The following is a 23,403-nucleotide window of genomic DNA, read 5'->3' on the forward strand; positions in this document are numbered from 1 at the left end:
CGTGGCCGGCGGCGGATTCACCATTGGCGACTGGTGCTGGTTCATCCGGCAGGCATCGCCCTGCCGCGTGATCGAGCGCCAGGACGTTTGGGGCGAGGTCGCCTACCGCGTCTGGCTACCCGCCAAGGACGCGGTGGTGCGCGCCCGGTCGGCGGACCTTGCTGCGCTGGAAAGCGTGCGCCCGAGCGTGGAGCAGATCCTGCACACCACCGCGGCGGCCAAGTTGCTGGATGCACTGGAGGACAACCTGCTGTTGGCGCCGATTCAGTCCAGCGTGGTGCCGCTGCCGCACCAGCTCTATGCGCTGAACCGCGCCATCAGCCGCGACCGCATCCGCTACCTGCTGGCCGATGAGGTGGGACTCGGCAAGACCATCGAGGCCGGCCTGGTGCTTCGCGAATTGAAGTTGCGTGGCCGGGTGAAGCGCATCCTGGTGGTGGCGCCCAAGGGACTGGTGCGCCAGTGGCAGGCTGAAATGCGCCTGCACTTCGGAGAGAAATTCCAGTTCATCGAGCCGTCCGAGCTGGCGGCCTTCCGCCGGTGGCGCAGCGGTGGCGCGGGCGAGGAAGAGAACCTGTGGCGCATGCACGACCAAGTGATCTGCTCGCTGGATTCGGTGAAGCCGCTGGAAGGCCGGCGCGGCTGGAGCCTGGAGCAACTCAACACCTACAACCGCGAGCGCTTCGAGGACCTGATCTCGGCCTCGTGGGATCTGGTCATCATCGACGAAGCCCACCGCATGGGCGGTAGCACTGAACAGGTGGCCCGCTACAAGCTGGGCGCGGCGCTGGCCGAAGCATCGCCCTATCTCTTGCTGCTGTCGGCCACGCCGCACCAGGGCAAGACCGACCAGTTCATGCGCTTGATGCAGTTGCTGGACCGCGAGGTATTCCCGGACGAGAGCAGTGTCAGCCGCGACCGGGTTCGGCCCTTCGTGATCCGTACCGAAAAGCGTGTGTCCATCAATGCCGAGGGCCAGCCGCTGTTCAAGCCCCGTGTCACCCGACTGCAGGCGGTGGCCTGGCAGGCCCGCCACGGCTCGCAGCAGCGCCTGTACAAAGCAGTGACCGACTATGTGCGCCACGGCTACAACCAAGCCATGGCGGCCAAGCAGCGCCACATCGGCTTCCTGATGATCCTGATGCAGCGGCTGGTGACCTCCAGCACGGCAGCCATCCACACCACGCTGGAAAAGCGCCAGGCCCTGCTGGAAGCACCGCAGCCGCAGGCCAATCTGTTCGAGAACACCAGCGCTGACGAGTGGGCTGATCTCGATGGTCAGTCCCAGGTGGATCTGGCCATGCAGTCCAGTGGCTGGGAATTGGAGAAGTCCGAAGTCGAGATGCTGCTGGAGCTGGCGCGGGAAACCGAGGCCGCAGGCACCGACGCCAAGGCCGAGGCGCTGCTGGAGCTGATCTACAAGCTGCAGCAGGAAGAAGGCGACCCGGCGCTGAAGGTGCTGATTTTCACCGAGTTCGTGCCCACCCAAGCGATGCTGGCCGATTACCTGGAGAGCAGAGGTTTCTCGGTGACGACGCTCAACGGCAGCATGGACCTGGAAGCGCGCACCCGTGCGCAGCAGGTGTTCTCCAAGGATGTGCGCGTACTGATTTCGACGGATGCCGGTGGTGAAGGTCTGAACCTGCAGTTCTGCCACGTCATCGTCAACTTCGACATGCCGTGGAACCCGATGCGGATCGAGCAGCGCATTGGCCGGGTGGACCGTATTGGGCAGAAGCATGTGGTCCGCGCCATCAACTTCGTGCTTGAAGACACCGTGGAGCACCGAGTGCGCCAGGTGCTGGAGGAAAAGCTGGAGGTCATCGCGCAGGAGTTTGGCGTCGACAAAGCGGCTGACGTGATGGACTCGGTCGAAGCTGACCCGATCTTCGACGAGCTGTTCGTGCACGGTCTGCAGAACCCGGATGCCATCGAACAGGAGTGCGACGCGGTGGTGTCGCAGCTGCGATCCACCTTGGCGGAGTCGAAGAAGAACAGCGATCTGCTCACCACCGAACATGATCTGGATGCCGACGATGCCCGCAAGTGGCGCGACCACCCGGCGCAGTTCTGGTTGGAGCGCGCCATCACCAGCGGATTGGCTGCGCGCGGCGGCTCGGCCACCAAGGCTGGCAAGGCATGGCGGGTGAAATGGGTGGACGGCAGCGAATCGGCCCAGGCTTGTTTTGACGCCCGCACGGCGGATGAGAACCCGGAGTTGGAATGGGTCACGATGGAAGACCCGCGCGCCCGAGCGGTGATCAGCGAGCTGCCGCGCTTTGTCGCCGGGCAGCCGCTGCCGGTGATCCGCGTGACCGGCTTGCCGGATTCGGTACGCGGCATCTGGTCGCTGTGGGAGATCAGTCTGGCGGCTGAAGGCTTGAGTCGGAAGCGCTTCCTGCCCGTGTTCATCAACGAGGAAGGCCGCCCCTTCGTGCCGACTGCCAAGCGCGTCTGGGATCTGCTGCTGACGGAAACCGTGGACGTACATGCCGTGACGGGTGCCGAGGAATCGGTGAAGTGGTTTGAGGCATCGCATGCGGCTGCCAGTACGCAGGGTGAACGGATCTTCACCGAGCTGCTGACCGAACACCGCGCCCGGCTGAAGGAAGAGCGCGAGCGTGCGGTGTATGCGTTCGAGGCCCGAGGTCAGGCGATTGGCCGAATTGGCTTGCCCGCCGTGCGAGAGCACCGGCGCAAGCGGCTGCAGCAGGAACACGATGCACGCATGGCCGCCCTGGACGACATGGAGGCCAGCGTGCCGGATTTGAATGCCGTAATGATGGTGCGCGTCGGAGGTGATACATGAGCCTTTGGACGGAACGCATCCTGAGCCACTTCACGGCCGACCTCACCCGGCTGTGGATGGCGTGCGACCCTGACGATGTGTTGCTCGACGAGAAGCTGTTGACCGAGCTGCGCGGTCGCGGCTTCGAGCTGATGCTGTACGAAGACCCGTTTGCCTTCCGCGCGGAATATGAAGAGCGCTACCGCGCGGCATGGGATCGGGGTGAGCAAGGGCCAGCGCCCTCGCTGGTTTTGCATCTACGCAGCGCCAACGCGAATGCGTTGCCGTGGGACATCGTGCATCACGGTCGTGTGGTGCGCCTCAGCCTTGCCGATCTGTTCCCCAAGCTGGCTTACAGCACGGTACAGCAAGTCGAGCCGGAGCATCTTGCCGGGCTGTTTCATGCCCACCAGACCGAGTTGCAGTCAGCTCGGGGCGAGAACGAGTCGAAGGACTTCATCCTCGAACACGTCTACCAACTGGCGCCCAGGTCGATTCGCAACCCGGTGGACTTCTGGCGCGAGTTGCTGCGGATGCACTTCGCCAACCGCTCGTTACCACCGCTGTTCGCCCAGCACGCGGCAGGCATCATTCAAGGCAAAGGGCTGTTCACGGATCTGCCTGTCGCCACATGGTTGGCGTCCAAGAGCACGCTGCTGCGCGTCATGCAGGACGCGTGGTATCGCTACCTGAAGACGCTGGGGCTGGATGGCACCCGAACTGGCGAACCGCCACCACCCGATTACATCGCCAAGATCGAGATTCCGTTCGACCACTCCGATGTGCAGGTGCTGGTCGACTCCATGTTCCTCGACGGCAGCTTGCATCCGCTGGCGGTGCACAGCGTTCCGGCGGGGATGCCGAGCTGGATCAAGGCCGGGATCGTCCAGGACCCGGCGGCATTGCAGGCCTTGGTGCTCAAAGGCATCGATGGCCTGATCGAGACGACGCCAACGGCCGCCTCGTCGCACAAGGACTGGAGCGAGTTCGCCAAGCGCTACGGCGAGATCCTGGCTCGCACGCATGGCCTGCCCGGCACGGAAGGCAGCGAACACCTGCCCGTGGCTCTTGATAAAAAAATCGGGGAGCGGATCAAGACCTTGCAGGCGCAATCGGACGAGCGCCTGCAAGCCTGGGTCGCAGCCAAGCATTATGCCGACCTGATCCTGCAGCCGGTGACCAAAGGCCCCGTGATGGTGCACCACGTGCCGCGCTTCTTGCGCCATCGGCGGTCCGCAGGGGAAACCAAGGTGGCTCTGCTGGTCTTCGACGGGCTGGCCTTCGACCAGTGGGTGCAGATCCGCGAGCGCCTGATCGCCACCACCAAGCGCTTCGCGTTCGATGAGGGAACCGCATTCGCATGGCTGCCGACCGTGACATCGGTATCGCGCCAGGCGCTGTTCTCCGGCCTGAAACCGCGTGAGTTCGACGACTCCATCGACAGGACGGACAAGGAGGAATCCTTGTGGAAGACGTTCTGGCAGAACGAAGGCGTCAACTCGAATGAGGTGATGTACCGACGCGCGCTGCGCCAAGTCAATCAACTGGATGTGCTTGAGGCGGACTTGAACGACCGGCGCCCGAAGGTGGTGGGCCTGGTCATCGATGAGGTGGACGACCGGCTCCACAAGGAGCGGTCGAAGAAAGACGTGGCGATGTGGATCGGCAACTGGTTGTCGACCGGTTTCGTCGACCGGCTGTTCTCGCTGCTGCTGGACAAGGGTTACCACATCTACCTCACGGCGGACCACGGCAACGTGGAATCCACCGGCGTCGGCAGGCCTAACCAGGGCGTCATTGCCGAGACGCGCGGCGAGCGCGTGCGGGTCTATCGGAGTGAGCCGTTGCTGGCCGATTCCGCTGCGGCCTATCCCACCACAGTGAGGTTGGACATCGCTGGACTACCCGCGAACTTCATGCCCCTATTCGCAGGCGGACGAACCGCCTTTGTGCCGGAGGGCGAGCAGGTGGTGGTCCACGGCGGGGTGTCGGTCGAAGAGTTGATAGTACCCTTTGTGAAAGTTAGTTATTCAGGAGATGTGGCATGACCACAAAGGTGCCACTTATTGGTTTTGATCGGTATGTAGACATTGAATGGTGTCGAAGTGCCTTTGATGCCGCAGCGACCCAACAATCTATTGAAATTGTCAGGGATCAGGTTGCCACCATGCTGCCGGGTGTCGAATCACAGCGAAAGACCCTAGATATTCTCAAGCGCTTAAGCACCAAGCCTTTTGAGCACATGTCTGATTTCATAAACCGAGGCATCGACATCTACAAGAGACTAGGACAAGGAGTGGTCCTTCCACTGGTATGGGGGGCGTCTATAGCCAGCTATCCATTCTTTGGAAAAACCTCTGAAACTGCAGGCCGCCTGCTTGCCTTGCAAGGGGATTTTTCGATCAAGGAGCTGCAGCGCCGGATGGCAGAGCAGTACGGTGATCGCAGTGGGGTCGAGAGGGCTGTAGCCAGAGTGCTTCAGTCTCAGGAAAGCTGGCTCGCATTAACCCGAGATGAAACAGCTAAACGCATTCTTAAACTACAACCAGTGGTAATTGATGACGATGAGCTGACTGCGTGGGCAATCGAAGCTGCAGTGCGCTATGCCGGAAAACCCGTTTCAGTGCCCAGCCTGCAGTCTCTGCCCGCGCTGTTCCCGTTCAACTTGACGCAGCCACTAGCCTACGCGGTGTCGAACAGCCCGAACCTGATCCTGCGGTCGGAAGGTCCAAACAACCAGTTCGTCGCTTTGCGTGACCAGCCTTGAGCATCAACGTTAAATCCAATGAGCTGCTAAGTCTACGGCATAGTTCTTGGCAGCTGTATTAAGCGTGGCAATGATTTCAGAGTGGCGTGCTTGATCGGCCTGGCTTCAGCTTGCTCTACGTTCCAAGAGGCTTTTCAGCTCGTCTAGGTTGTACATGCCCAGGCGATGAAAATTCCCCCAGCTTGGTATGCCGAATAGGCTGTAGATAACCACTGTGGCATCGCGCTCACTGGCTAGGCGTTTCTCGCCAGAGAGTTTGCAGGCTGCCTCTTCTGCATCATCGCGGTCGTCGTAGGTGTTGAGCAGTTTCATCAGCGTATAAGTGGCTGTTTAAATCGGCATTTTGCCGTTTGCTTGAGTTTTTTGGCTATTTATATGAGCCCATTGAGGCAAAAAATAAGCACAGAGCACACAGCCTAGGGCTGTGGCTCTGCCTGCTTAGTTGGATTGCTTCGTCAGTAGGGATTTCAGTTTTACCCAAATCCAGCCTGTGAGTAGCACTGCAAGCAATAGCAGCGGGAAGCGCAGCATGACTAACAGCAAGGCTATGACTGCACAGCATCCAACGAAGATGCCGATAGAGAGCACCGTGTTAATAAATAGCTGAACGAGTGCTTTCATAACTGCCCCTGTTCCGCCAACGACACACAACCCTCATGCCCGACCACGATGTGGTCGAGCGTGCGGATGTCTACCAGGCTCAGTGCTTCTTTGAGTTTGCGGGTTAGGGTGATGTCCGCTTGGCTGGGTTGTGGGTCGCCGGAGGGGTGGTTGTGTACCAAGATGACCGCAGCAGCGTTGTGCTCCAGTGCGGTTTTGACCACTTCGCGTGGGTAGACGCTGGCGGCATCTAGCGTGCCGCGAAATAGCTCAGTGAAGGCAATCACACGGTGCTTGCTGTCTACCATCAACAAGGCAAACACTTCGTGCGGGCAGTCAGCCAGCAGTGCTTGTAGATGACTAAACACCTCCTTGGGGCCTGACAGAATTCGGCCTTTACGCAGGCGTTTGCTGGCCAGTTGTTTGGCCATCAGCAGGATGTCGTCTTCGGTTACCGGAGACTCCACGACATAGCAGCCATGGCTATCACTGGCTTTGAGTTTGTGCAGTTTCATGGCGGTCTCCTTGCGTTGAGTTCGGGGTGAGTTTGTGGGCTTGTGCTTCCAATTTGGTTGCCAAACTGGGCTTTGCACTTTGGCTAATGGCGGTTGGTTGTGGGGCTTCCTCAGCGGGGTAGAACTCTTCGACGATGGCGCTGAGGTCTTCTTCGCTGTCTTCAAACGCGCCATTGGCAAAGCCTTGCTGCGCGGCGTTATCCAGTGCGGCCTGGTAAAAACCGCTGGCTTGGCGTTGAGCGTCTAGCTCGCTGGCTTGTTGCAGGGCTTCGGCCATGTCCATGCCGTTGCGGATGGTGAGGTCGACGTAAAAGATCGGCGAGCCATGACTCTGGCGGGTGGATTTGCCGCGCAGACGCAGTTCCAGCGGCAGGCAGGCCAAGCGGTTACCCGAGATGGCTTGGAAGTAATGCAGGCGCGCCGCCAAGGTGCGGATGCTGTTAAAGCCGGTGGTGCGGTAAACGAAGCTGCCCAACGGGTCTTCATCACCAATCACCACGTTGAGTCGGCCATAGGGCTTACAGGCGCCGCCTTTGGCCAAGGGGCAGGCATCCGGGGAGTGGCAGGGCAGCGCTTGAATGCCGTTTGCGGTCACGCGCTTGCAGGTTTCGCCATTGCCGACGCACAGTGGTCGTCCGGTTTGCCGGTCGAACAGGCTGTATTCGGCCCTGAAGTTCAGCTCCGGTTCGTTGAACAGTAAGCGCACGGGAATGCTGCGCAGTTTGTCATCAGGTTTGCTGCGAAGTTGGTCATTTAAGGGGTGGATCAGCCAGCTGTCTTTGGTCTGGATCTGTGAAGTGATGGTGAATTGGTCGTCTTTCTCAGGCAGGCGCTTGCCGTTCTTTTCGACCACTTTACCGATGGAAATACGCCCCAATACAGGTGGGGTGATGGACAGGCCTTTCAGCATGAGCGTGCTCCTATAACAAAAAAGCCAGCCACACGCGGGGCATGGCAGGCTTAGGGAGTGGTTTGTGGGAATGTTTGGCTGGCGCTCAGTTAACCAAGAAGCGCCGTGAGCCAGCTTTAACTAGCGGGTATTTGGCTTGCAGGTAGGGTTTGTCTTTGAGCATCTGCACGGTGTCTAAGCCGATGCTGTCTTTGGCTTTGCGCCAAGTGATGTGGCCGTGCGTGAAGTTGGCCCGGCTGGCATCGCCCATGGCTTGCTGCAATACCTGCTTCAACTCAGCTTCGCGTTGTTGCTTGTCGGCAATGATTTGGCGCAGGGCTTTAAGCTCGACGTAGGCTGCGGTTAGGCCTGCGTTTTGGCTTAGGTCTAACGCTTGGCCGTTGTCCTCTGGGTACAAGCAACGCAGCGCGGCATCGCTAGATGTGGAGCCATCCACCGGTGGTGGCGTGTCAGTTTCCACGTAATGCCAGAACTGGCGTTCCAGCTCGATAAGGCGGGCGATCATCTGCTCATCCCGCTCGATGCGATGAACCTCCAGCGTTTGCCCGCCGAGTAGCACCGCTACATCGGCCGCCTGCTTGCCGGTGACGGCGAGTTGGTGCATCACCTGCAGTTGCACGTACTCCGGCACACCGTCTTGCCATAAACGCGCGCCGTTGATGCCGGCGGTTTTGCATTCGAGGATTTGCACGTCGTCAGTGCCGATGACCTCCCGATCCAGATTAGCCAGCATCCAGGGCAACTCAGGATCAGGGTGCTGCAACACGGCATTTACCCGGCGTACCTTGTGGCCGATGCGTTTGCTGTAATGCCAAGCAACCACAGGCTCTAACACGGTGCCCCAGTACAGCGGGCTTTGTTCATCTTGAGGGTCGGCCTTGGGCAGGTCGGCATCACGACCGGTTTTCTCTAGCCACAACTCCAGTTGCGACTTGTAAGGGTTTAAGCCCACCGCAGCAGCGGCATCTGAACTGCCAATGCCTTGCTTACGAATGGCGAGCCAGTCTTCGCGGGGCAGCTCTTTGGTGCTGACCAAGCGCAGGGCGGGGCGGGGTTTACTGGGGTTAACAGGCTGTGACGTGGTTTTCATGCGGGATACCTATCGATGTGAAAACGCCCAACCAGCTCAAGGCTGGTCGGGCGCTTTGTGGGATTAAAGTGGTAGTGACTTGGTGGGATGTACTTGTGGTATATCCCTTTGTTTTACATGGGGATATACTGGCGGCATATCCCGTGGAGGTGTGAGATGGAACAAGGTGCAGTTTTTCAGAACAATCGCAGTCAAGCGGTGCGCTTGCCGAAAGCCGTTGCGTTACCTGAAGGGGTTAAACGGGTTGATGTGGTGGCTGTGGGCCGCACGCGGATCATTACCCCAGCCGGTGAAGCGTGGGATAGCTGGTTTGAGGGTGAGGGGGTTAGCGCTGATTTCATGGCTGAGCGTGAGCAGCCTGAGGATCAAGAGCGGGATGCGTTCTAATGCTCAAATACATGCTGGATACCAACATCTGCATTTTCACTATCAAGAACCGTCCTGCGCAGGTGCGGGAGGCTTTTAAGCGTCACTCAGGGCAGCTGTGCATCAGCACGGTCACCTTGATGGAGCTGATCTATGGAGCGGAAAAGTCATCGCAGCCAGAGCGCAATCTGGCCGATGTTGAGGGTTTTGCTGCGCGCCTTGAGGTGTTGCCTTACGACACTCAGGCCGCAGTGCACTCAGGGCAGCTGCGTGCTGAACTGGCCAAGCTGGGTAAGCCTATCGGCCCGTATGACCAAATGATCGCAGGTCATGCACGGGCGATGGGGCTGATTGTGGTCACTAACAATCTCCGCGAGTTTGAGCGGGTGCCCGGTTTGCGGGTGGAGGATTGGGTAAACGCCTGAGCGATACCCTGTTGTGCACTGCAACGCTTGAGCCCCCCGAGCAATCAGGGGGTTTGGTGTGATGGCTATTAAGCGACCAACTTTAAGGCATGATCCAAGGCACGTTGTTTGATCTGCGCCCCTTGGCCAAACCAGGCTGAGTCCATGCGGTACTCGTTGCTGCGTGCGCGGCGTTGATGGTCGACGTACTCAGTGACGGCATTCAGCAAGCCCCAAGCGGTGCCGTTGGCGGACTCCAGCTGACTGCCTAAGCCATTACCTTCATACAGCGCTTGCACTTTGCGCAGCGCCCGTTCGTTGGGTAGCTGCTCAGGCAGTTGCTGAGAATGGTTAACTTCGCACAACACGTTCATGAAATAGCCTAAGGCCTCGTGCCAATGCACCTTGCGCTCGGCCAGATGGCGCATGCGGTACATAAAGTCGTCCCATTGCGAGACGGCAATGCCCAGCTGACGCTTCACGGCTTTAGGTTCGAACTTGGTGTTATGCGGCACCTTGACCGCATGGCTGACACCGTCTAGCGCAATGCTCAGCGTGTTGTTACACACCACCCGCACCGTGGTCGGCGTGGCGGTAGTGGCTAGCGTGCCGTCGCAAGAAGTGGCCAGTAGCAGATAACCATTTACCTGATCATTACCCTTGAGCGCTGCGCCTTGTCCGGTACGCGCCAGCGCCCAGAACTTACGGCCACCTTTGAGCACACCAGCGGTTTCCAGCTCATAGCCAGAGGCCTGAGTGAGATCGCGGTAAAACTCCAACACATCACGCGGCTGCACTGTGTGATAGCGCTGCGAGACCACCGACAGTGGGGCTTTGGTATCCGAACGGTAGAGCACTTTCTGCCCGGGAAACGAATGAATACTGCCCAAGTGACCAACAGAGTCAGCCTTGAAGTGCACAGGGCTTTCCAGAATCTGCCAATCCATACCGGCTTCACGCTGCCAGATTTCGATGGGTTGTTTGCGAGTGAGTTGATTACCCAGACCGTGCCACGGCGTTGCGCCAGCATAGGCCATGGTTTCGACAAGATGTGCCATGAGATTCAATCCTTTAAGTGCACGCCGGCATACAGCGCTGCGTAAAGCGCAGCACCGGCGGGTTAATGTGTGAAGTGAAAGCAGGGACGAGTGGGTGCCGATTAGCTCGGCAAGTTGAAGCGATGGCCGCAGGTAAGGCAGAGGTTGTTGGCGAGTACGTGCCGATCTAACGACTCGCCCAGTTGTGCGCCAAGCGCACAGCCGCCAACACCACCGGCAAGGCCGCCGAGAATCGCCCCCGACAACGTGCCCAGCGGCACGCCAATCGGGCCTGCTAAAGCGCCAATGGCGCCACCAGCCTTACCGCCGGCAAGCGCAGCACTAACACCGCGCGCAGCACCGCCAACGGTACCAATCGCGGCGCCAGCCTTCATGGCTTGATGGAAACACGCCACTCTGCGCGAGTGACAACGCGGACACTGCAATGACATAAGAAAACCTCTTGGGTGTGGATGTCATAGCAGTGATATGTGGCTGATATTTTTTTGAATCGGATGGCTGCTTTTCAGCTGCGTAATCCCGAATGAGACGGGCAGAAATCAGCCAGAAGCAGCCGATGGCGACAGATAAAAATTGCCCAGAAACGGCCCCTCAAGGGTGTCTACGAATCTAGAGCGATTCAGCCTCTAACGCATGGTTTAAAAGAAGAGCCCATCGGCAACATATTGGAAGTATGCAGCCACAAGCTGCCCTGTTCGGTCGGTGCTGATGGCTGAGTCGGGACAAAACTCTGGAATGCTGCCTGGCGGACGCTGGTAAGAAGCCTGCGCCCGCCCAGCGACATGTTACATCTGGCTCTTGGTTACTCCAGTACAGTTGTGGGTAGACAGAACAGTTTGCTTGAATCGCTGCAAACTACGGCGGCCACTTGGTGAAATAGAAACGGTGATGGGCCGCCTGAGAGAGGGGTGAGTCAACTTGCCGTGTTTGCCGCCACGTTGATAACCCCACCCGTGTCGCAGCAGGCACCGTATGACGAAGTCGAAGTCTTTGTCAGAGCAGTACTTCCTCATGATGCCTCCCCCGGTGCTGTTGTGTAACGGGAGCGAAAGCCGGCCGGGTTGAAGCGCATTTCGGAAAAGGCTTCGGCGGCACCGGAAGGTAAAATCGGTCGGCTGTAGAGGTAGCTTCCTTTCCCAGCAGCTTGGTTTTGGAAGAAACGGCCATATGGGTCGACCATAAGGTACGACTCACACATGTCGCTGTTGTCCTCGACGCACTGGATTGATCGGAAAGCGCTATGTCTTTCCACAAAGGCTGCAAAGGCCTCGTCGCTAACGGCAAGGGTGGCATCAACTATTGGTAGCATCCGCAGTACCTTCCAGCGCTCTGGGCGAACCCGTGTGATTAGTCCGCTCAAGTCTTCGCCGGCATTTAAGGCATTGACGACGGTATTAATCTTGATCTTGAGTGCGGGGTTAACTTGACGAGCAAAGTCTAGGTTCGCGGTCAGCTCATTTAGACTCAGCCGTTGCCCGCTTCTTTCTAACCGTCCTATTGCAAGGTTGGTCCCAGAGTGCGTGGAGTCTAGGCTGACACCTAAGTAGGTCAGTTGCGGTGCAAGCTGCTTTATAACGTCAGATGTCAACCTTGAAGCATTGCTGATAAGTGAAACCTCGAACCCTACTTGTTTGGCCGCGTGGGTGATGTCGAGCAGGCGCTCTCCGAGTATCGATGGCTCTCCGCCAGCCAGATTCAGGCGCAGAGTGCGCCATGAGAGGGCATCACGCAGAGGATTACTGGTGTTTGTCGGCTGAAAATACCGGAACAACTCCGCCAGCAATTGCTGGCTGCGGTCGCGATCGTGAAATAGCTCGCGAGGACAGGGGTGGTCCGTCCATTTCGCATAGCAGTATTGGCAGCGGTAATTGCAGGCCTCCGTCACGTGCCAGTTGATGGTCAGAGCGTCAACGTGGACGGGAGCTGCTTTTACAGGGCTGATGGGGAAAATCAAATTATCTTTGGACATGCGTCAACTCCTTGGCGACCGCAGTCGTGCGGTCGGTAAAAGGTTCTGCATGGCGGACGCGAGGCGTCAGAGCAGGAGCATCAGGCTCCAGTACACCGTGACTGTTCTTGTTGCGGGTGATTACGGATTACGCATCATATTGCGACGTGTCTTGAGGGCTCCCTCTGGGTCTATGGGAAGATCAAGTGCGCGCCGCTGACTCATTAGTAGCCACCATTCAGCGGCGATCAGCCCACGCTTGAAGTCCTGAACGCTTTTTTTACTTTTGGTTTCTCGGCGCACGGCGCGATAAGCCTCTTTCGCGACATCGCGGACGCTCTCATCAGGGTCGAACTGCCGGGTAAAAAAGACGGTTTTATGCGCCTTACCGTTAGGGTCAAGGCCGATTTCCAGCAGCGCCTTCAAATATCCTTGACGCCAGATAGCCGATTGCTCGGTCACCTGGCCATCGGCGTACCGTTCATCTTCGGGCTTCTTTTCGCCTTTGCGCAGGCGCAGGCGGCTAAGGCAAAAATCGATAAGATCAAGGGCGAATGACTGGTAGATCGCCTGCTCAGCTGCTTCACATTCCTGCCGATCAACATAAGGCGTACCGTTGAGTTTTTTTGCGCATAAGTTCCTAGCTTGCTCACTCAGTGGGCTGTACCAACTGACAGCCTTGTCGCTGTAAAGCGAGCTGAAGCGTGATAGTGACTTGTCGGCGAAGGGCACGTACGACGAGCGCATAAGCATCAGGCGATGTCGAAGTGCTTTCCGCGGGTCTAGATGCGATAGCCTGCTCAACAGTGCAACGAGTTGGTTGTTCAGATCAGGCTCTGCCGCATTCGACAGTCGGCCGCGCAGCAGTCCGAGGCTCTTGTCGATGTAAGGCAGGACTACTTCGTCATCCAGTCTGTCAATAGCGGCAACAGTCCACTGCGGGGTGAGAGCTAACGGAAATTCGGAGTCGTGGATCAACTTTTCGAGCAGGCTGTTCCACCATCGATATGCTGCCTCATTGGGCAGCCAAAGCCAGCAGGATAGAACGGCCAATGCATCTTTAACGCCCAAGGCATGGATCTCGGCTTCCAACTTGGCTTTCCATCTGGCCGAATAGTCTGATGCCCACCACTTTCTGCTGCTCTTTAGGGACGAGTTCTGTCCGCTTTGTAGTGTTGCTATTACATGGCTGGCAGATTGCTTAGCCCAAGCCTCGGCTTTGTCGGAAGAGAGCATGGAGAGTAGCCTGCGAAGGTGCTGCTGCTCGGCTACATCCTCCTCACCGCTTGGCAGCTGAGTGATTCGCCCCGAGACACAGTTATCAAGCTGTTTAGCCCAGTCAGCAAGCTGTTCTTCATCTGCATTGGTGAGATCCATGTGGATCGCTAGCGTTTCTTTTAGCTGCCGCTCCAAGTTGTTGAGCCAATTTGTCGCAGACTCGCACAGGGCCTTTACATCACTGTCGCCTGAACGTAGCGCCTTTAGGTCAGACCGCAGTGATTCCAACTCGGTATCTAGATTATGAAAAACACCTTTGTCCGGATTATGGAGTCTGCCGGCAGCAGCATCGGATTTAACCCAAGCCTCCAGAAACCTGACCCTCTGAAGCCATTGGTGTGCTGCAGGTGTTGGCGGGCCAGCATGCCGCTGTGTTGACGCAACTGAAAGCAGAGCTTTGGTATCAGGGCTGAAAATTGATCCCAACTCAGTCGGGATTTGCTGCTCGTCGTGTGACCACGCAGGCAAGCACGACCAGAGCACTTGCACCCTTTCCCTTTCACCTTCTGCGATAAGCGCTGGGTCATCGAATACTGCGCTGTGGAGAAAGTACTCGTTTCCGTACAGTGCGGTTATGAACCAACCATACTGTGAGCAGGGTTTGAGCTTTTTAAACAGCTTGTAAGGGGAGTGCGGAAAGAAGGTTTGGGCTACGTCTTTGGCAAATTCGAGCGTTTCTAAGGTGCGTCCAGTGACATATTTATGTATGAGGGCGCATAGCTGCTCGCGCAGGCGCCCTGCCAGCGGGCCGGATGAGATTACGGCAGCGGCTTGGTCCTCCGTCGTCGCTTGGCTTCGAGCAAGGTCCAGCGCCTCTTCCAGTCTGTTAGCGGAGCTGAATACGTACTGCCAGGTGGTGGCGAAGTGGTTAGTTAGTAATGAGCGGAGTTGCCCTGCGATTTCATATTCGTCAAGGGCTTGGATAAAACGCTCGGAGGGGGCGGCTTTTTCGTCAAGGTCGTACTTGCCGAATCCGGCATCAATTCTGCACATGGTTTTCTCCCAGTATCAGGATTAGGTTTCATGAGGTACGCACCAGATTGGATTCTGGCCTGCAGTTGAAACCTCCCGTGCAGCAGAGGGGAGCGGATGGGTGATTAGCCCGTGAGCATCAAGCTCGGTAGCCGACTGCAGTAATGCGTAGAGCGAAATTAGATGGGCTCGTATCTTTAGTCAAGCATTGATCCAAAGGACGCCAGCTCGCATAACTGGCTACAGCCCTAGCTATTTTTCTCCTGACCGACAGGCGGTAAGCCACGTAAAGGATATGTCGCCCATTGTTTTGAGCATCGACTGACGGCTACGCATAGCGCTATGTTTGGTTTGCTGGTAGGCCGGGTAGGCCGACACGCGCCAGGCCGATAGCGATGCCGGAAGGGTGGTAACGCCGTACACCCACAAAATGTCCGCGACGGTGCTCTCAAACAGATACAGCTCAACAGCAATGGCAAAGGTAATACCTTTTAAAAAAAGAGAGCTAAACATGGCCACTTCTATCAAGATTGATGGCGATCTGAAAAGTCGCATTCAGCATTTGGCCAGCCAGCGCCAGCGCTCATCCCACTGTGTCATGCGTGAGGCGATTATCCAGTACGTCGAGCGTGAGGAGGCCCGTGAGAGCTTCAAACAAGAAGCGCTGGCATCTTGTGCAGCGTACCAGGAAACCGGCCAGGAGGCTCGTAGCTGGCTTGGTAGCTGGGGGACAGGCGCTGAGGCAGAGCTACCCAAGTGCCACGACTGATCGTCACTGAAGGCGCGGCGAAAGGTTTGGAACGTTGCCGGCGATTCCTCTCTGATAAAGATCCGCAGGTCGCGCGCCGTGCTGCACAGGCAATCGAGCACCAATTCGCTCGATTGGAGGAAAGCCCGGAAGTAGGGCGTCCATTTCCAGATCTGCCGGAGCTGCGTGAGCTCATCATCGAGTTTGGTGAATCAGATTACGTCGCGCTGTACCGCTATGAACGCGTAGATGACACCGCCTATGTTTTGGCCTTTCGTCATCAAAAAGAAGCTGGCTACTGAGGTTGGCCAGCAGCTGTCGGGCTCCCGGAAAGAATCGACTCTAACTTTTCTCCCAACAAGCTCCAGGCTTCGGTTTTTTCCTTGGCGTAATCGTGATGCAGGTAATGCCTACGTACCTTCGAGCCGCCCAGCAGATGGTTCTGGCAGCGGTCGATTATTTCCAGCGTTACACCCAGCTCTTGCATCATGGTCGCACCGGTGCGGCGCAGGTCATGCGGGGTCCATTCACCCTTGGTTCCCTTGTTCAGTACCAGTGAGTCGTCATGATGCCGACCGGCCAGTGGCTTGCTGCGGTTCTTGAATCGACACTGGCGGTCTCCGATGAGTTTGCTGACAGTCTTGGTGTCAACGTGGCTTCGACCATCCTTGCTGGGGAAGCAGAACGGCGTATCGCCGGTTTCTTTTTGCAGGCGTTTGAACTGCGCAACCGAAAACGCTGACAGGAACACGTGGTGATCCTGGCGCTTGCCTTTATGCCCTTTGGTGGCCTCGGCCGGGATGAACCAGGTGCCTTTCTCCAGATCCAAGAAGCGCCATTCGGCTTTAAGCAGCTCGCCGATTCGGCAGAGGGTGCTCAGACAAATCCACAGCGCGCACTGGACGCGCGTGTTGACCGGGCGAATGCCTGAGTACTTCTGGCCAGCAGGAAGCTCTTCGTAGTCTTTCTCCAGGCGTTCGAGGATGTCACTCAGTTCTCGAATCTCGTCAGGGGAGAGCAGTCGATCCCTCTGTTCTTCGTAGTCATGGTCGAGCAACTTGTTGACGTCTATTAGGTCGGCAGGATTGCCGTCAGCCATCAGGCCACGCCAAGGTTTGCGTTTCTCGGCCCAGCGCAGCATCTGGCCGATGTCTTTGCTGCGGATGACAACGGTGCGATTAAGGCCACGAGATTTGACCGACCGCAGGACAGCGAGCAGATCCTTTTCAGTAAGGTTGCGCAGCGGCTTCTTGCCAATCAGCGGCAGGACGTCCTTCTTGAAGCTGCGGATCAGCTCTGCATTGCCGTCCTGGCGGGAGACACCGTCGCTTATCCACGCATCAAACAGATCGGACACTGTCTTGTTTTCTGCGGCTTCACGCTCTGCTTCAGCAATTGTGGTGGCGATTGCCGCTTGCGCCTCGATCCGTGCTGCTTTGGCGGCAAGGGTAGGGTGCAGACCTTTGGTGACGAGTACCCGGGCTTCGTCCCGTTCAGACCGAATTTGCGCCAAGCTTTTCTTCGGCCAACTACCCAAGCGCTTCCTGGTCCGCGCTCCATCCAGCTTGAATTCATAGCTGAACTGCACCGTGATTCCGCGAACCCCGGCGCGCACCTCGGCAACCAATCCTCCATCCTCACGGAAGACCTTGCCGTCATCTTGGGCTGTCAGTGCCTCTAATTGCTTAATCGTTACCTTGGACACTCTCTACCCCTAGTACAATTCCTCGCGCCCGAATTTTGTGCCACTTTTGTGCCACCGAATTGCATAGCTGGTGGTGGACGTCATTGGACGCGGGTGGATGTAAGATTACTCTGTAAGCCCCGTATTTACTAGGTTTTAGCCTGTCCACTAGTGTCCGATAGGATCTATGGAGGTTCACTATATAAGCGCATGGGGTGCAAGGGGTCGAGTGTTCGAATCACTCCGTCCCGACCAAAACTCAAAAACCAGTCACTGAAAGGTGACTGGTTTTTTTACGCCTTGTGTTTTTGAGGGGATAATTTTCGCGTCGGTTGTCTAGCGCTTAGGCAAATTGTCGGCAATATCGATCACGCGACGGTCGTAGAAGAAGTGCGCATTGGCTCCAAAACCGGCAGGCAGGGTGTCGTTATGACACTTTTTGAACAGCTGCTGTGAGATCAATTTCCAACCCATCGCGTTGGTGTTGTACAGCACCTCGCCGCAGTGTTTGCAGAAGATGCGTTGCATGCGCTTGTGCGGGTGTTGAAAACTCACCACTTGATCGGCGCCTTGGCTGATGTGTAGCTGTTCGGCCTCCCACGCCAGTACCGAGTGATAGGGCACTTGCAGGAGTTCGCGGCAGTCTTCGCAGTGACAGTAGGCGTGTACGCGCGGTGGCCCTTGCATGGTCACGGTGACGGCTTGGCAGTCGCAGTGCACGTGGTATTGATCGCTCATGGTGTCCTCCAAAACTCAGATTAATGCTCGCTGAGAGAGTCGCTGACATCAACTGACAAGATGCGTTTAAAGGTCAGTGCGACATACACCAACATGCCGAGCATCATGCCGAACAGTGAATACTCAACTCGGGGAAGAAAGCTGCTGGCTACTGTGATGCCCACACAGACTGAGGTGTTGCTGACAATCGCCCGTCGCCATGGGGCAAAGGCGTACCAATACGGCACCTGCTTACCCAGATAGAACAGGCATAGCCCCGTGACACCGAGCAAGCTAAAGGTGGCGTGATCAAGATCGCCCAAAATGGCGTGGCGAATCATGTTGGCCAGCAGTAATAGGCCCATGCACAAAAACAGCTGCGAGAAGATCAGCACATTGCCATTGGTGAGGCGCTTGGCGCGTTCTAGCAGCGGAAAGCTGTCGAAGTAGATCCACCAAATTGCGCCAATCAGCAGAAAGCCGGTGACAGCGGAGCCGGCGTCGAAGGCATCCCATTGGGCGTGGTCGAGCGAGGCCACCATGGCAATCACTGACTCGCCCAAAATGATGATCGCCAACAGGCCGATGCGCTCGACCAAATGGCGGCGGTCGATGGGCAGTAAATCCAATTGCCGCCGCTGGCTGACTTGCCACAGCACATCAATGGCAAGGCCTAAATAGAACACGGCATAGCGCAGTGGCCCGTCGAGCAGCGCGGCGCTGGCGCTGACCGCACCCCCTAAGGCAATGGCCAAGGTGATGGTGCGTAGCAGCGGGCGTTGCTCGCTGTGACGGCGGTAGGCTAAGCCATACAGCAAGGCCAGCAGCAGGCGGATGGCTCCGTACAGCATGACAAACAGGCCAAAGCCATCGCTTAGGCTGTCTTCGACGGCGGTCGATAGCATCACCAGCAAAGCCATGATGATGAGGCTAATCAGGCGGTGCTCGCGGCTGTCTTGATCGAAGCGGTTGGCGTACACCGTGTGGGTCATCCAAATCCACCACACGGGGATGAACACCAGCGGAAAACGCAGCAATTGCGCCGCGCTTAAGTGGCCATCGTGGGTGTGCGCTAAGTCGTGGGTGATGACGCCAATCACGGCGACAAACACCAGATCAAAGAACAGCTCAAGCCATGTCGCGTGGCGTTCTTTGGCGTGGTAGAGGCTGCTGGTCATGCTGGCTCCGGCAGGGGTTAGCGTTGGCTGGGATGCGTCCAGGCGTAGGCTTTAAACGCGGCATCCGGCTCGGTATGGGCTAGGGCATTGGTGAAGTTGGAGATCAACTTGGCGGCTAGGCCGGTGAGCACTTCCAGCGCTTGGCGTTTGCTGTAGCCGGCGTCTAAAAAGGCCTGCAAGCCGTCATCGCCGATATGCCCACGGTTGTCCAACAGGGCTTTGCTGAAGTCGTGCAGCGCTTGTAGCTTGGCGTCCGGTAAGGGCGTGCCTTCGCGCAGGGCGGTGATCACCGCCTCGGGCATTTTCGCCGCGTGCATCATCCACGTGTGGCCCGGCACGCAGTAGTGACAGTTGTTCTCGAAGTTGGCGGTCATAAACACCACTTGCTGCTCTAAGGGCGTGAGCGTGGTGTTCTTCATAAACAGCCCGAAGGTGGTGTTGTAGGCCTCGTAAGTGGCCGGTGCTTCAGCCAACACTTTGTGCAGGTTGGGCAGCATGCCAAAGCTCTTTTGTGATTGCGCGAGCAGTGACTTGGAGCCCTCAGGGGCGCTGTCTTGGTCGTGGTAGGTAAATAAACTCATGGGAACCTCTTTACGTCGCGTAGGGCTTTTTCTTCAACAATGATGGCCACCACCTCGCGGTCGCCGCTGTTGCGCACTTGGTGCTGCCAAGCGCCGTGCCACATCACATGGCCATCGGGCACATCGGCAACAATCGTTTGGCCGCCGTCTTCCTGAATGGTTAATTGCCCGCCTTGTTGGAAGTACACGGTTTCGTTGCCGTGCCGGTGCGGTCGGTCGGCTTCGCCGGGCTTCAGCACCATCTTCAGTACCAGCACCTGTGCATTCTCCAGCAGCACTTGGTAGTGCTCGGGGGAGGCGATGTGTGCCGGTGGTAGCGGGTTTTCGGCATGGCTAAGAGGCGATAACAGGCACAGGCTGATCGCCGCCAATAAAGCTGCACGCATGGTGGCTGCTCCTTACACCGTGAAGTGGGTGGCAAGGTGGGTTTTAAAGCGCTCTAGATCACCTTCGAAGTCGGCATTCTTCATCACGTCGAAGCAGGCAAAGGTAGGCAGCGGCTGCATGCCGAAGAAGCGGAAGTTCATGTGCATCGGCAGCCATAGGTCGTCGACGCTTTTGCCTTGGAAGAGATACTCGGCGGGGTCGTTAAAGGCTTCGGCTGGGGCGTTGAAGGTCAGCGAGAGCATGTAGCGCTTGCCCTCTAGCGTGCCGCCAGCGCCGTAGTTTTTCTTCGGCGCATTGTGATGGCGGCCATCGCCGTGGCACAGTGCGCCGCCCATGCCGGCGGTGTACACCTCGTCCATGTACTTCTTGAATGTCCATGGCACGCCCATCCAGTTCACAGGGCTTTGCAGAATGATCACGTCGGCCCATTGGTGATTGGCCAGCTCCTGCTCGACATCCCAGTCGTCGTCGGTGTGCACGATGCGGGTGTCGTGGTAGCCGGCGCGCAGCAGCTCATCGGCCATCTCGACTAGGGCGGCATTCAGGCGGCCTTCTGAGAAAGGGTATTTATGGTGGGCGTTGATAATCAGCACATTGCTCATGGGGTTCTCCAGGTGACTTCGCTGAGTGGTCAATGTTGGTGTGCTGGTATATTATTTTCACCTGAAAACCCCGTTCAATTAGTTTACTTTTAGTAACCTGGTATAAAAGATGAGTGAAAAGGGAAAAACCACTGTGGAAACAGATGGTTACGGGCGTAAAAAAACCATCAATGCGTGCTACGAACCCTGCTCGATTGAAAAGGGCATGCGGGTGATCGGTGGTAAGTGGACGGGCTCCATCATCTTTCACTTAAAAGACGGCCCAGTGCGTTTCAATGACCTCAACCGCATGCTGGGCGGCGCGAGCAAGAAAATCATCGACCAGCGCCTGAAAGAGCTCGAAGGTCGCGGCATGGTGCTGCGCACGGTGATTAGCGACCGCCCGGTGGCCGTTACCTACGAACTCACCGAGTTTGGCCGCAGCGCGCTCAAGGTGTTGGATGACCTGCGGGTGTGGTCAGAAAAGCACAACGTGCAGGCCTGAAATTATCAGCAGTTAACGACTAGGCCGAGCGCAACTTGTTCGGCCTAGTCGTTTCAGGTGTTGCCTTATGCCGCAGTGGTCGGCGCGGCGTTAGCGACGGGTGACAGGCTCGAGGTAACGTCTTGGCTGCGGCGATCTAGCTGGCCACTCCAGAAGGTCAGCGCCAGTGCGCCGAGCACCACCAACGCACCGATCCACGCAGTGTGAATCAAGCCGATGTCGGCAACGATCTGCCCACCTAACCATGCACCACCGGCGATGCCGAGGTTGAAGGCGGCGATATTCAGCCCTGAGGCCACCTCTACCGCTTGCGGGCTGAAGTGCTCGGCTTGGCGCACTACGTAAAGCTGCAGACCCGGCACGTTGCCGAAGGCCACTGCGCCCCACAGCAGCACCGTGCCTAGCGCCAACCACGGGTTGCTGGCGGTGACGCTGAGCAGCAACAGTACGCCGGCGAGTAGGGCGAAGATCAGCTTCAGCGCGCTGATGGGACCGCGTTGATCGGCCAGCTTGCCGCCCCAAATATTGCCCACTGCGACTGACACGCCGTAGACCAGCAGCACCAAGCTCACCGAGCCGGCACTAAAGCCGCTGATGTCCTGCAGGATGGGCGCGAGAAAGGTGAATGCTGTGAAGGTACCGCCGTAACCCAGCGCAGTCATCGCATACACCAACAGCAGGCGAGGCTGCTTGAGCACCGCCAGTTGGGTCAGCAGCGAGGCCGGCGGGCTGTGCTGGATGTTACGCGGCACGAACAGCAGGCTGCCGATAAAGGCGATCACGCCCAGCGCCGACACCGCAAGGAAGGTCTCGCGCCAGCCAAAGTGCTGGCCGATAAAGGTGCCCAGCGGCACACCCGTGACCAGCGCCACGGTCAGCCCGGTGAACATAATGGCAATCGCGCTGGCGGCTTTTTCTTTCGGCACCAAGCTGGTGGCGATGGTCGAGCCGATGGAGAAGAACACCCCATGCGCCAGGCCGGTGACGATGCGCGCGATGATCAGCGACTCATAGCCCGGCGCCTGCCACGCCAGCAGGTTGCCGGCGGTGAACAGCAGCATCAGGCCGAGCAATAGCAGTTTGCGCGGCATCTTGCCGGTCAGGGCGGTGAGTAGCGGCGCGCCAACGGCAACGCCGAGCGCATAGAGGCTGACCAACAGGCCAGCGGAAGGGATATCGACGCCTAAATCGGCGGCAATGGTGGGAATTAGGCCAACGATCACGAACTCGGTCGTGCCGATGGCAAAAGCGCTGAGGGTCAGCGCCAATAAGGCAATAGGCATTGGATAGCTCCGCAGAGATTGATGGCGCGCAGTATCCGCGGCAGACTCATGCGGAAAAACCAGTAAAAATGCCAAAGACTTTTGACTGCGGAGCAATAATGAAAACCAGCCTTGAAGAGATGCTCGCTTTTGTGACGGTGGTAGACAGCGGCTCGATCAGCGCCGCTGCCGAACAGCTGCAGCAGACTGCCTCCGGGGTGAGTCGGGCGCTCAGTCGGTTGGAAGAAAAGCTCGCGGTAACTTTGCTGCGCCGTACAACAAGGCGTCTTGAACTGACCGAAGAAGGCGAGGTTTTTCTCGCCCGCGCCCGGCGCATTCTCGACAGCGTGGAAGAGGCCGAAGAACAAATGGCCCTGCGTCGCCAAGTGCCGGTGGGGCGCTTGCGGGTGAACACTGCCTAGCCGTTTATGCTGCACGTGATCGTGCCGCTGATCGGCGAGTTTCGCGCCCGTTATCCACAAATTGAGTTGGAGCTTAACAGCGACGACCGCTTTATCGACCTGCTAGAGCGGCGCACAGACTTGGCTATTCGTATTGGCGTATTGCCCGACTCCAGCCTGCACGCGCGGCCCTTGTGCGCCAGCCGTCGGCGGGTGCTGGCTAGCTCCGCCTACCTGCAGCGCTACGGTATGCCTGCCACAGTAGATGCACTGGCCGAGCACAGCCTGATTGGTTTTACCGAACCAGAGAGCCTTAACGAATGGCCACTGCGCCACGCCCAAGGCGAGCGTTGGAAAATCAGCCCAACCCTGCGCGCCTCCAGCGGCGATACCCATCGCGCGCTAGCCTTGGCCGGGCAAGGCTTAGTCTGCCTGTCGGACTTCATGTGCGGTGCCGACCTAGCCAAAGGCGACTTGGTTGAAGTGCTGGCCGAGCAGCGCACGGAGCTTCTTCAGCCGATCAACGCCGTGTACTACCGCAACAGCGCCTTAGCCTCGCGGATTACCTGTTTTCTGGATTTTTTGAGTGAGCAGATGGGCAATAAATCGGCTGATACTGTTCATTGAACGGGCAAAGAGCTGGGGTGGCTCGGGACAGAGCAA

At 57.8% G+C, this 23,403-nt stretch carries 25 protein-coding genes and 1 pseudogene; 9 read left to right on the forward strand and 17 right to left on the reverse strand.

Going from position 1 to position 23,403, the window contains the following annotated elements:
- Position 1: 1 nt before the first annotated feature.
- The 3 genes from BMX80_RS09320 to BMX80_RS09330 are packed head-to-tail and all read left to right on the forward strand — an operon-like array spanning position 2 to position 5,555.
- Positions 2 to 2,809, forward strand: a complete 2,808-nt coding sequence (locus BMX80_RS09320) for a DEAD/DEAH box helicase (RefSeq protein ID WP_074867516.1) — start codon at positions 2 to 4, stop codon at positions 2,807 to 2,809.
- Entirely contained in the window at positions 2,806 to 4,836 is a 2,031-nt protein-coding gene (pglZ, locus tag BMX80_RS09325) for a BREX-3 system phosphatase PglZ (protein ID WP_074867519.1), read from the forward strand. The genes BMX80_RS09320 and pglZ overlap by 4 nt, the downstream gene beginning before the upstream one ends.
- The gene (locus BMX80_RS09330; protein WP_074867521.1) at positions 4,833 to 5,555 is read left to right on the forward strand and encodes a hypothetical protein; all 723 of its coding nucleotides are present in this window, start codon (positions 4,833 to 4,835) and stop codon (positions 5,553 to 5,555) included. Before pglZ ends, BMX80_RS09330 begins: the two co-directional genes overlap by 4 nt.
- Positions 5,556 to 5,660: 105 nt before the next feature.
- Here the strand turns inward: BMX80_RS09330 and BMX80_RS09335 are convergent, their stop codons facing one another.
- The 5 genes from BMX80_RS09335 to BMX80_RS09355 all read right to left on the reverse strand — a co-directional run bounded on the left by BMX80_RS09335 (position 5,661) and on the right by BMX80_RS09355 (position 8,670).
- Positions 5,661 to 5,867 carry a hypothetical protein gene (locus BMX80_RS09335; RefSeq protein ID WP_328586310.1) on the reverse strand — a complete coding sequence of 69 codons (207 nt, stop codon included), beginning with the start codon at positions 5,865 to 5,867 and terminating at the stop codon, positions 5,661 to 5,663.
- A gap of 126 nt (positions 5,868 to 5,993) precedes the next feature.
- Positions 5,994 to 6,176, reverse strand: coding sequence for a hypothetical protein (locus tag BMX80_RS09340; protein WP_074867524.1), 183 nt, complete (start codon positions 6,174 to 6,176; stop codon positions 5,994 to 5,996).
- On the reverse strand, positions 6,173 to 6,670 hold the full coding sequence (radC, locus tag BMX80_RS09345; protein ID WP_074867527.1) for a RadC family protein: 498 nt from the start codon (positions 6,668 to 6,670) through the stop codon (positions 6,173 to 6,175). Before radC ends, BMX80_RS09340 begins: the two co-directional genes overlap by 4 nt.
- On the reverse strand, positions 6,642 to 7,580 hold the full coding sequence (locus tag BMX80_RS09350) for a recombination directionality factor (protein WP_074867530.1): 939 nt from the start codon (positions 7,578 to 7,580) through the stop codon (positions 6,642 to 6,644). The genes radC and BMX80_RS09350 overlap by 29 nt, the downstream gene beginning before the upstream one ends.
- Before the next feature lie 85 nt (positions 7,581 to 7,665).
- Positions 7,666 to 8,670: a YqaJ viral recombinase family nuclease gene (locus BMX80_RS09355; protein WP_074867533.1), complete on the reverse strand. Its 1,005-nt coding sequence runs from the start codon at positions 8,668 to 8,670 to the stop codon at positions 7,666 to 7,668.
- Between the two features lie 156 nt (positions 8,671 to 8,826).
- Between BMX80_RS09355 and vapB the strand changes: the two genes are divergently transcribed.
- Together vapB and vapC are read left to right on the forward strand one after the other, a co-directional pair.
- Complete coding sequence (vapB, locus tag BMX80_RS09360) at positions 8,827 to 9,057, forward strand: type II toxin-antitoxin system VapB family antitoxin (protein ID WP_074867537.1); 231 nt, start codon at positions 8,827 to 8,829, stop codon at positions 9,055 to 9,057.
- Complete coding sequence (gene vapC / locus BMX80_RS09365) at positions 9,057 to 9,461, forward strand: type II toxin-antitoxin system tRNA(fMet)-specific endonuclease VapC (protein WP_074867541.1); 405 nt, start codon at positions 9,057 to 9,059, stop codon at positions 9,459 to 9,461. Before vapB ends, vapC begins: the two co-directional genes overlap by 1 nt.
- Before the next feature lie 68 nt (positions 9,462 to 9,529).
- On the opposite strand, the gene BMX80_RS09370 is transcribed toward vapC, so the two are convergent.
- From BMX80_RS09370 to BMX80_RS09390, 5 genes are all read right to left on the reverse strand, one after another.
- Entirely contained in the window at positions 9,530 to 10,498 is a 969-nt protein-coding gene (locus BMX80_RS09370) for a DUF932 domain-containing protein (RefSeq protein ID WP_074867544.1), read from the reverse strand.
- Between the two features lie 101 nt (positions 10,499 to 10,599).
- Positions 10,600 to 10,872, reverse strand: a complete 273-nt coding sequence (locus BMX80_RS09375; protein WP_175474895.1) for a hypothetical protein — start codon at positions 10,870 to 10,872, stop codon at positions 10,600 to 10,602.
- A gap of 635 nt (positions 10,873 to 11,507) precedes the next feature.
- Entirely contained in the window at positions 11,508 to 12,467 is a 960-nt protein-coding gene (locus BMX80_RS09380; RefSeq protein WP_074867550.1) for a viperin family antiviral radical SAM protein, read from the reverse strand.
- A 120-nt stretch (positions 12,468 to 12,587) separates the two neighbouring features.
- Positions 12,588 to 14,717: a hypothetical protein gene (locus tag BMX80_RS09385; protein ID WP_074867553.1), complete on the reverse strand. Its 2,130-nt coding sequence runs from the start codon at positions 14,715 to 14,717 to the stop codon at positions 12,588 to 12,590.
- Positions 14,718 to 14,948: 231 nt separating this feature from the next.
- Positions 14,949 to 15,209 carry a hypothetical protein gene (locus tag BMX80_RS09390; RefSeq protein WP_074867556.1) on the reverse strand — a complete coding sequence of 87 codons (261 nt, stop codon included), beginning with the start codon at positions 15,207 to 15,209 and terminating at the stop codon, positions 14,949 to 14,951.
- Between BMX80_RS09390 and BMX80_RS09395 the strand changes: the two genes are divergently transcribed.
- Both BMX80_RS09395 and BMX80_RS09400 read left to right on the forward strand, forming a co-directional pair.
- The gene (locus BMX80_RS09395; RefSeq protein ID WP_074867559.1) at positions 15,208 to 15,465 is read left to right on the forward strand and encodes a CopG family ribbon-helix-helix protein; all 258 of its coding nucleotides are present in this window, start codon (positions 15,208 to 15,210) and stop codon (positions 15,463 to 15,465) included. The genes BMX80_RS09390 and BMX80_RS09395 overlap by 2 nt on opposite strands.
- The gene (locus BMX80_RS09400) at positions 15,453 to 15,746 is read left to right on the forward strand and encodes a type II toxin-antitoxin system RelE/ParE family toxin (protein WP_074867561.1); all 294 of its coding nucleotides are present in this window, start codon (positions 15,453 to 15,455) and stop codon (positions 15,744 to 15,746) included. Before BMX80_RS09395 ends, BMX80_RS09400 begins: the two co-directional genes overlap by 13 nt.
- Here BMX80_RS09400 and BMX80_RS09405 read toward each other — a convergent pair.
- From BMX80_RS09405 to BMX80_RS09430, 6 genes are all read right to left on the reverse strand, one after another.
- Positions 15,740 to 17,149, reverse strand: coding sequence for a tyrosine-type recombinase/integrase (locus BMX80_RS09405; protein ID WP_074867564.1), 1,410 nt, complete (start codon positions 17,147 to 17,149; stop codon positions 15,740 to 15,742). The genes BMX80_RS09400 and BMX80_RS09405 overlap by 7 nt on opposite strands.
- A gap of 315 nt (positions 17,150 to 17,464) precedes the next feature.
- Positions 17,465 to 17,866, reverse strand: coding sequence for a GFA family protein (locus BMX80_RS09410; RefSeq protein ID WP_074867567.1), 402 nt, complete (start codon positions 17,864 to 17,866; stop codon positions 17,465 to 17,467).
- A gap of 20 nt (positions 17,867 to 17,886) precedes the next feature.
- Positions 17,887 to 19,023, reverse strand: coding sequence for a low temperature requirement protein A (locus BMX80_RS09415; protein WP_074867569.1), 1,137 nt, complete (start codon positions 19,021 to 19,023; stop codon positions 17,887 to 17,889).
- A 17-nt stretch (positions 19,024 to 19,040) separates the two neighbouring features.
- A complete protein-coding gene (locus tag BMX80_RS09420; protein ID WP_074867572.1) occupies positions 19,041 to 19,604 on the reverse strand; it encodes a carboxymuconolactone decarboxylase family protein in 564 nt (187 codons plus the stop codon).
- Entirely contained in the window at positions 19,601 to 19,990 is a 390-nt protein-coding gene (locus BMX80_RS09425; RefSeq protein ID WP_074867573.1) for a cupin domain-containing protein, read from the reverse strand. The genes BMX80_RS09420 and BMX80_RS09425 overlap by 4 nt, the downstream gene beginning before the upstream one ends.
- Positions 19,991 to 20,002: 12 nt before the next feature.
- Complete coding sequence (locus BMX80_RS09430; RefSeq protein WP_074867576.1) at positions 20,003 to 20,593, reverse strand: NAD(P)H-dependent oxidoreductase; 591 nt, start codon at positions 20,591 to 20,593, stop codon at positions 20,003 to 20,005.
- Between the two features lie 109 nt (positions 20,594 to 20,702).
- On the opposite strand from BMX80_RS09430, the gene BMX80_RS09435 reads away from it, so the two are divergent.
- On the forward strand, positions 20,703 to 21,077 hold the full coding sequence (locus tag BMX80_RS09435) for a winged helix-turn-helix transcriptional regulator (protein WP_074867580.1): 375 nt from the start codon (positions 20,703 to 20,705) through the stop codon (positions 21,075 to 21,077).
- Between the two features lie 65 nt (positions 21,078 to 21,142).
- On the opposite strand, the gene BMX80_RS09440 is transcribed toward BMX80_RS09435, so the two are convergent.
- The gene (locus tag BMX80_RS09440) at positions 21,143 to 22,360 is read right to left on the reverse strand and encodes an MFS transporter (RefSeq protein WP_074867583.1); all 1,218 of its coding nucleotides are present in this window, start codon (positions 22,358 to 22,360) and stop codon (positions 21,143 to 21,145) included.
- 98 nt (positions 22,361 to 22,458) lie between these two features.
- Here BMX80_RS09440 and BMX80_RS09445 point away from each other — a divergent pair.
- Positions 22,459 to 23,367 (forward strand): annotated as a pseudogene (locus BMX80_RS09445) (LysR substrate-binding domain-containing protein).
- The last annotated feature ends 36 nt before the right edge of the window (positions 23,368 to 23,403 follow it).

Source organism: Atopomonas hussainii (assembly GCF_900109735.1).
Lineage (GTDB): Bacteria > Pseudomonadota > Gammaproteobacteria > Pseudomonadales > Pseudomonadaceae > Atopomonas > Atopomonas hussainii.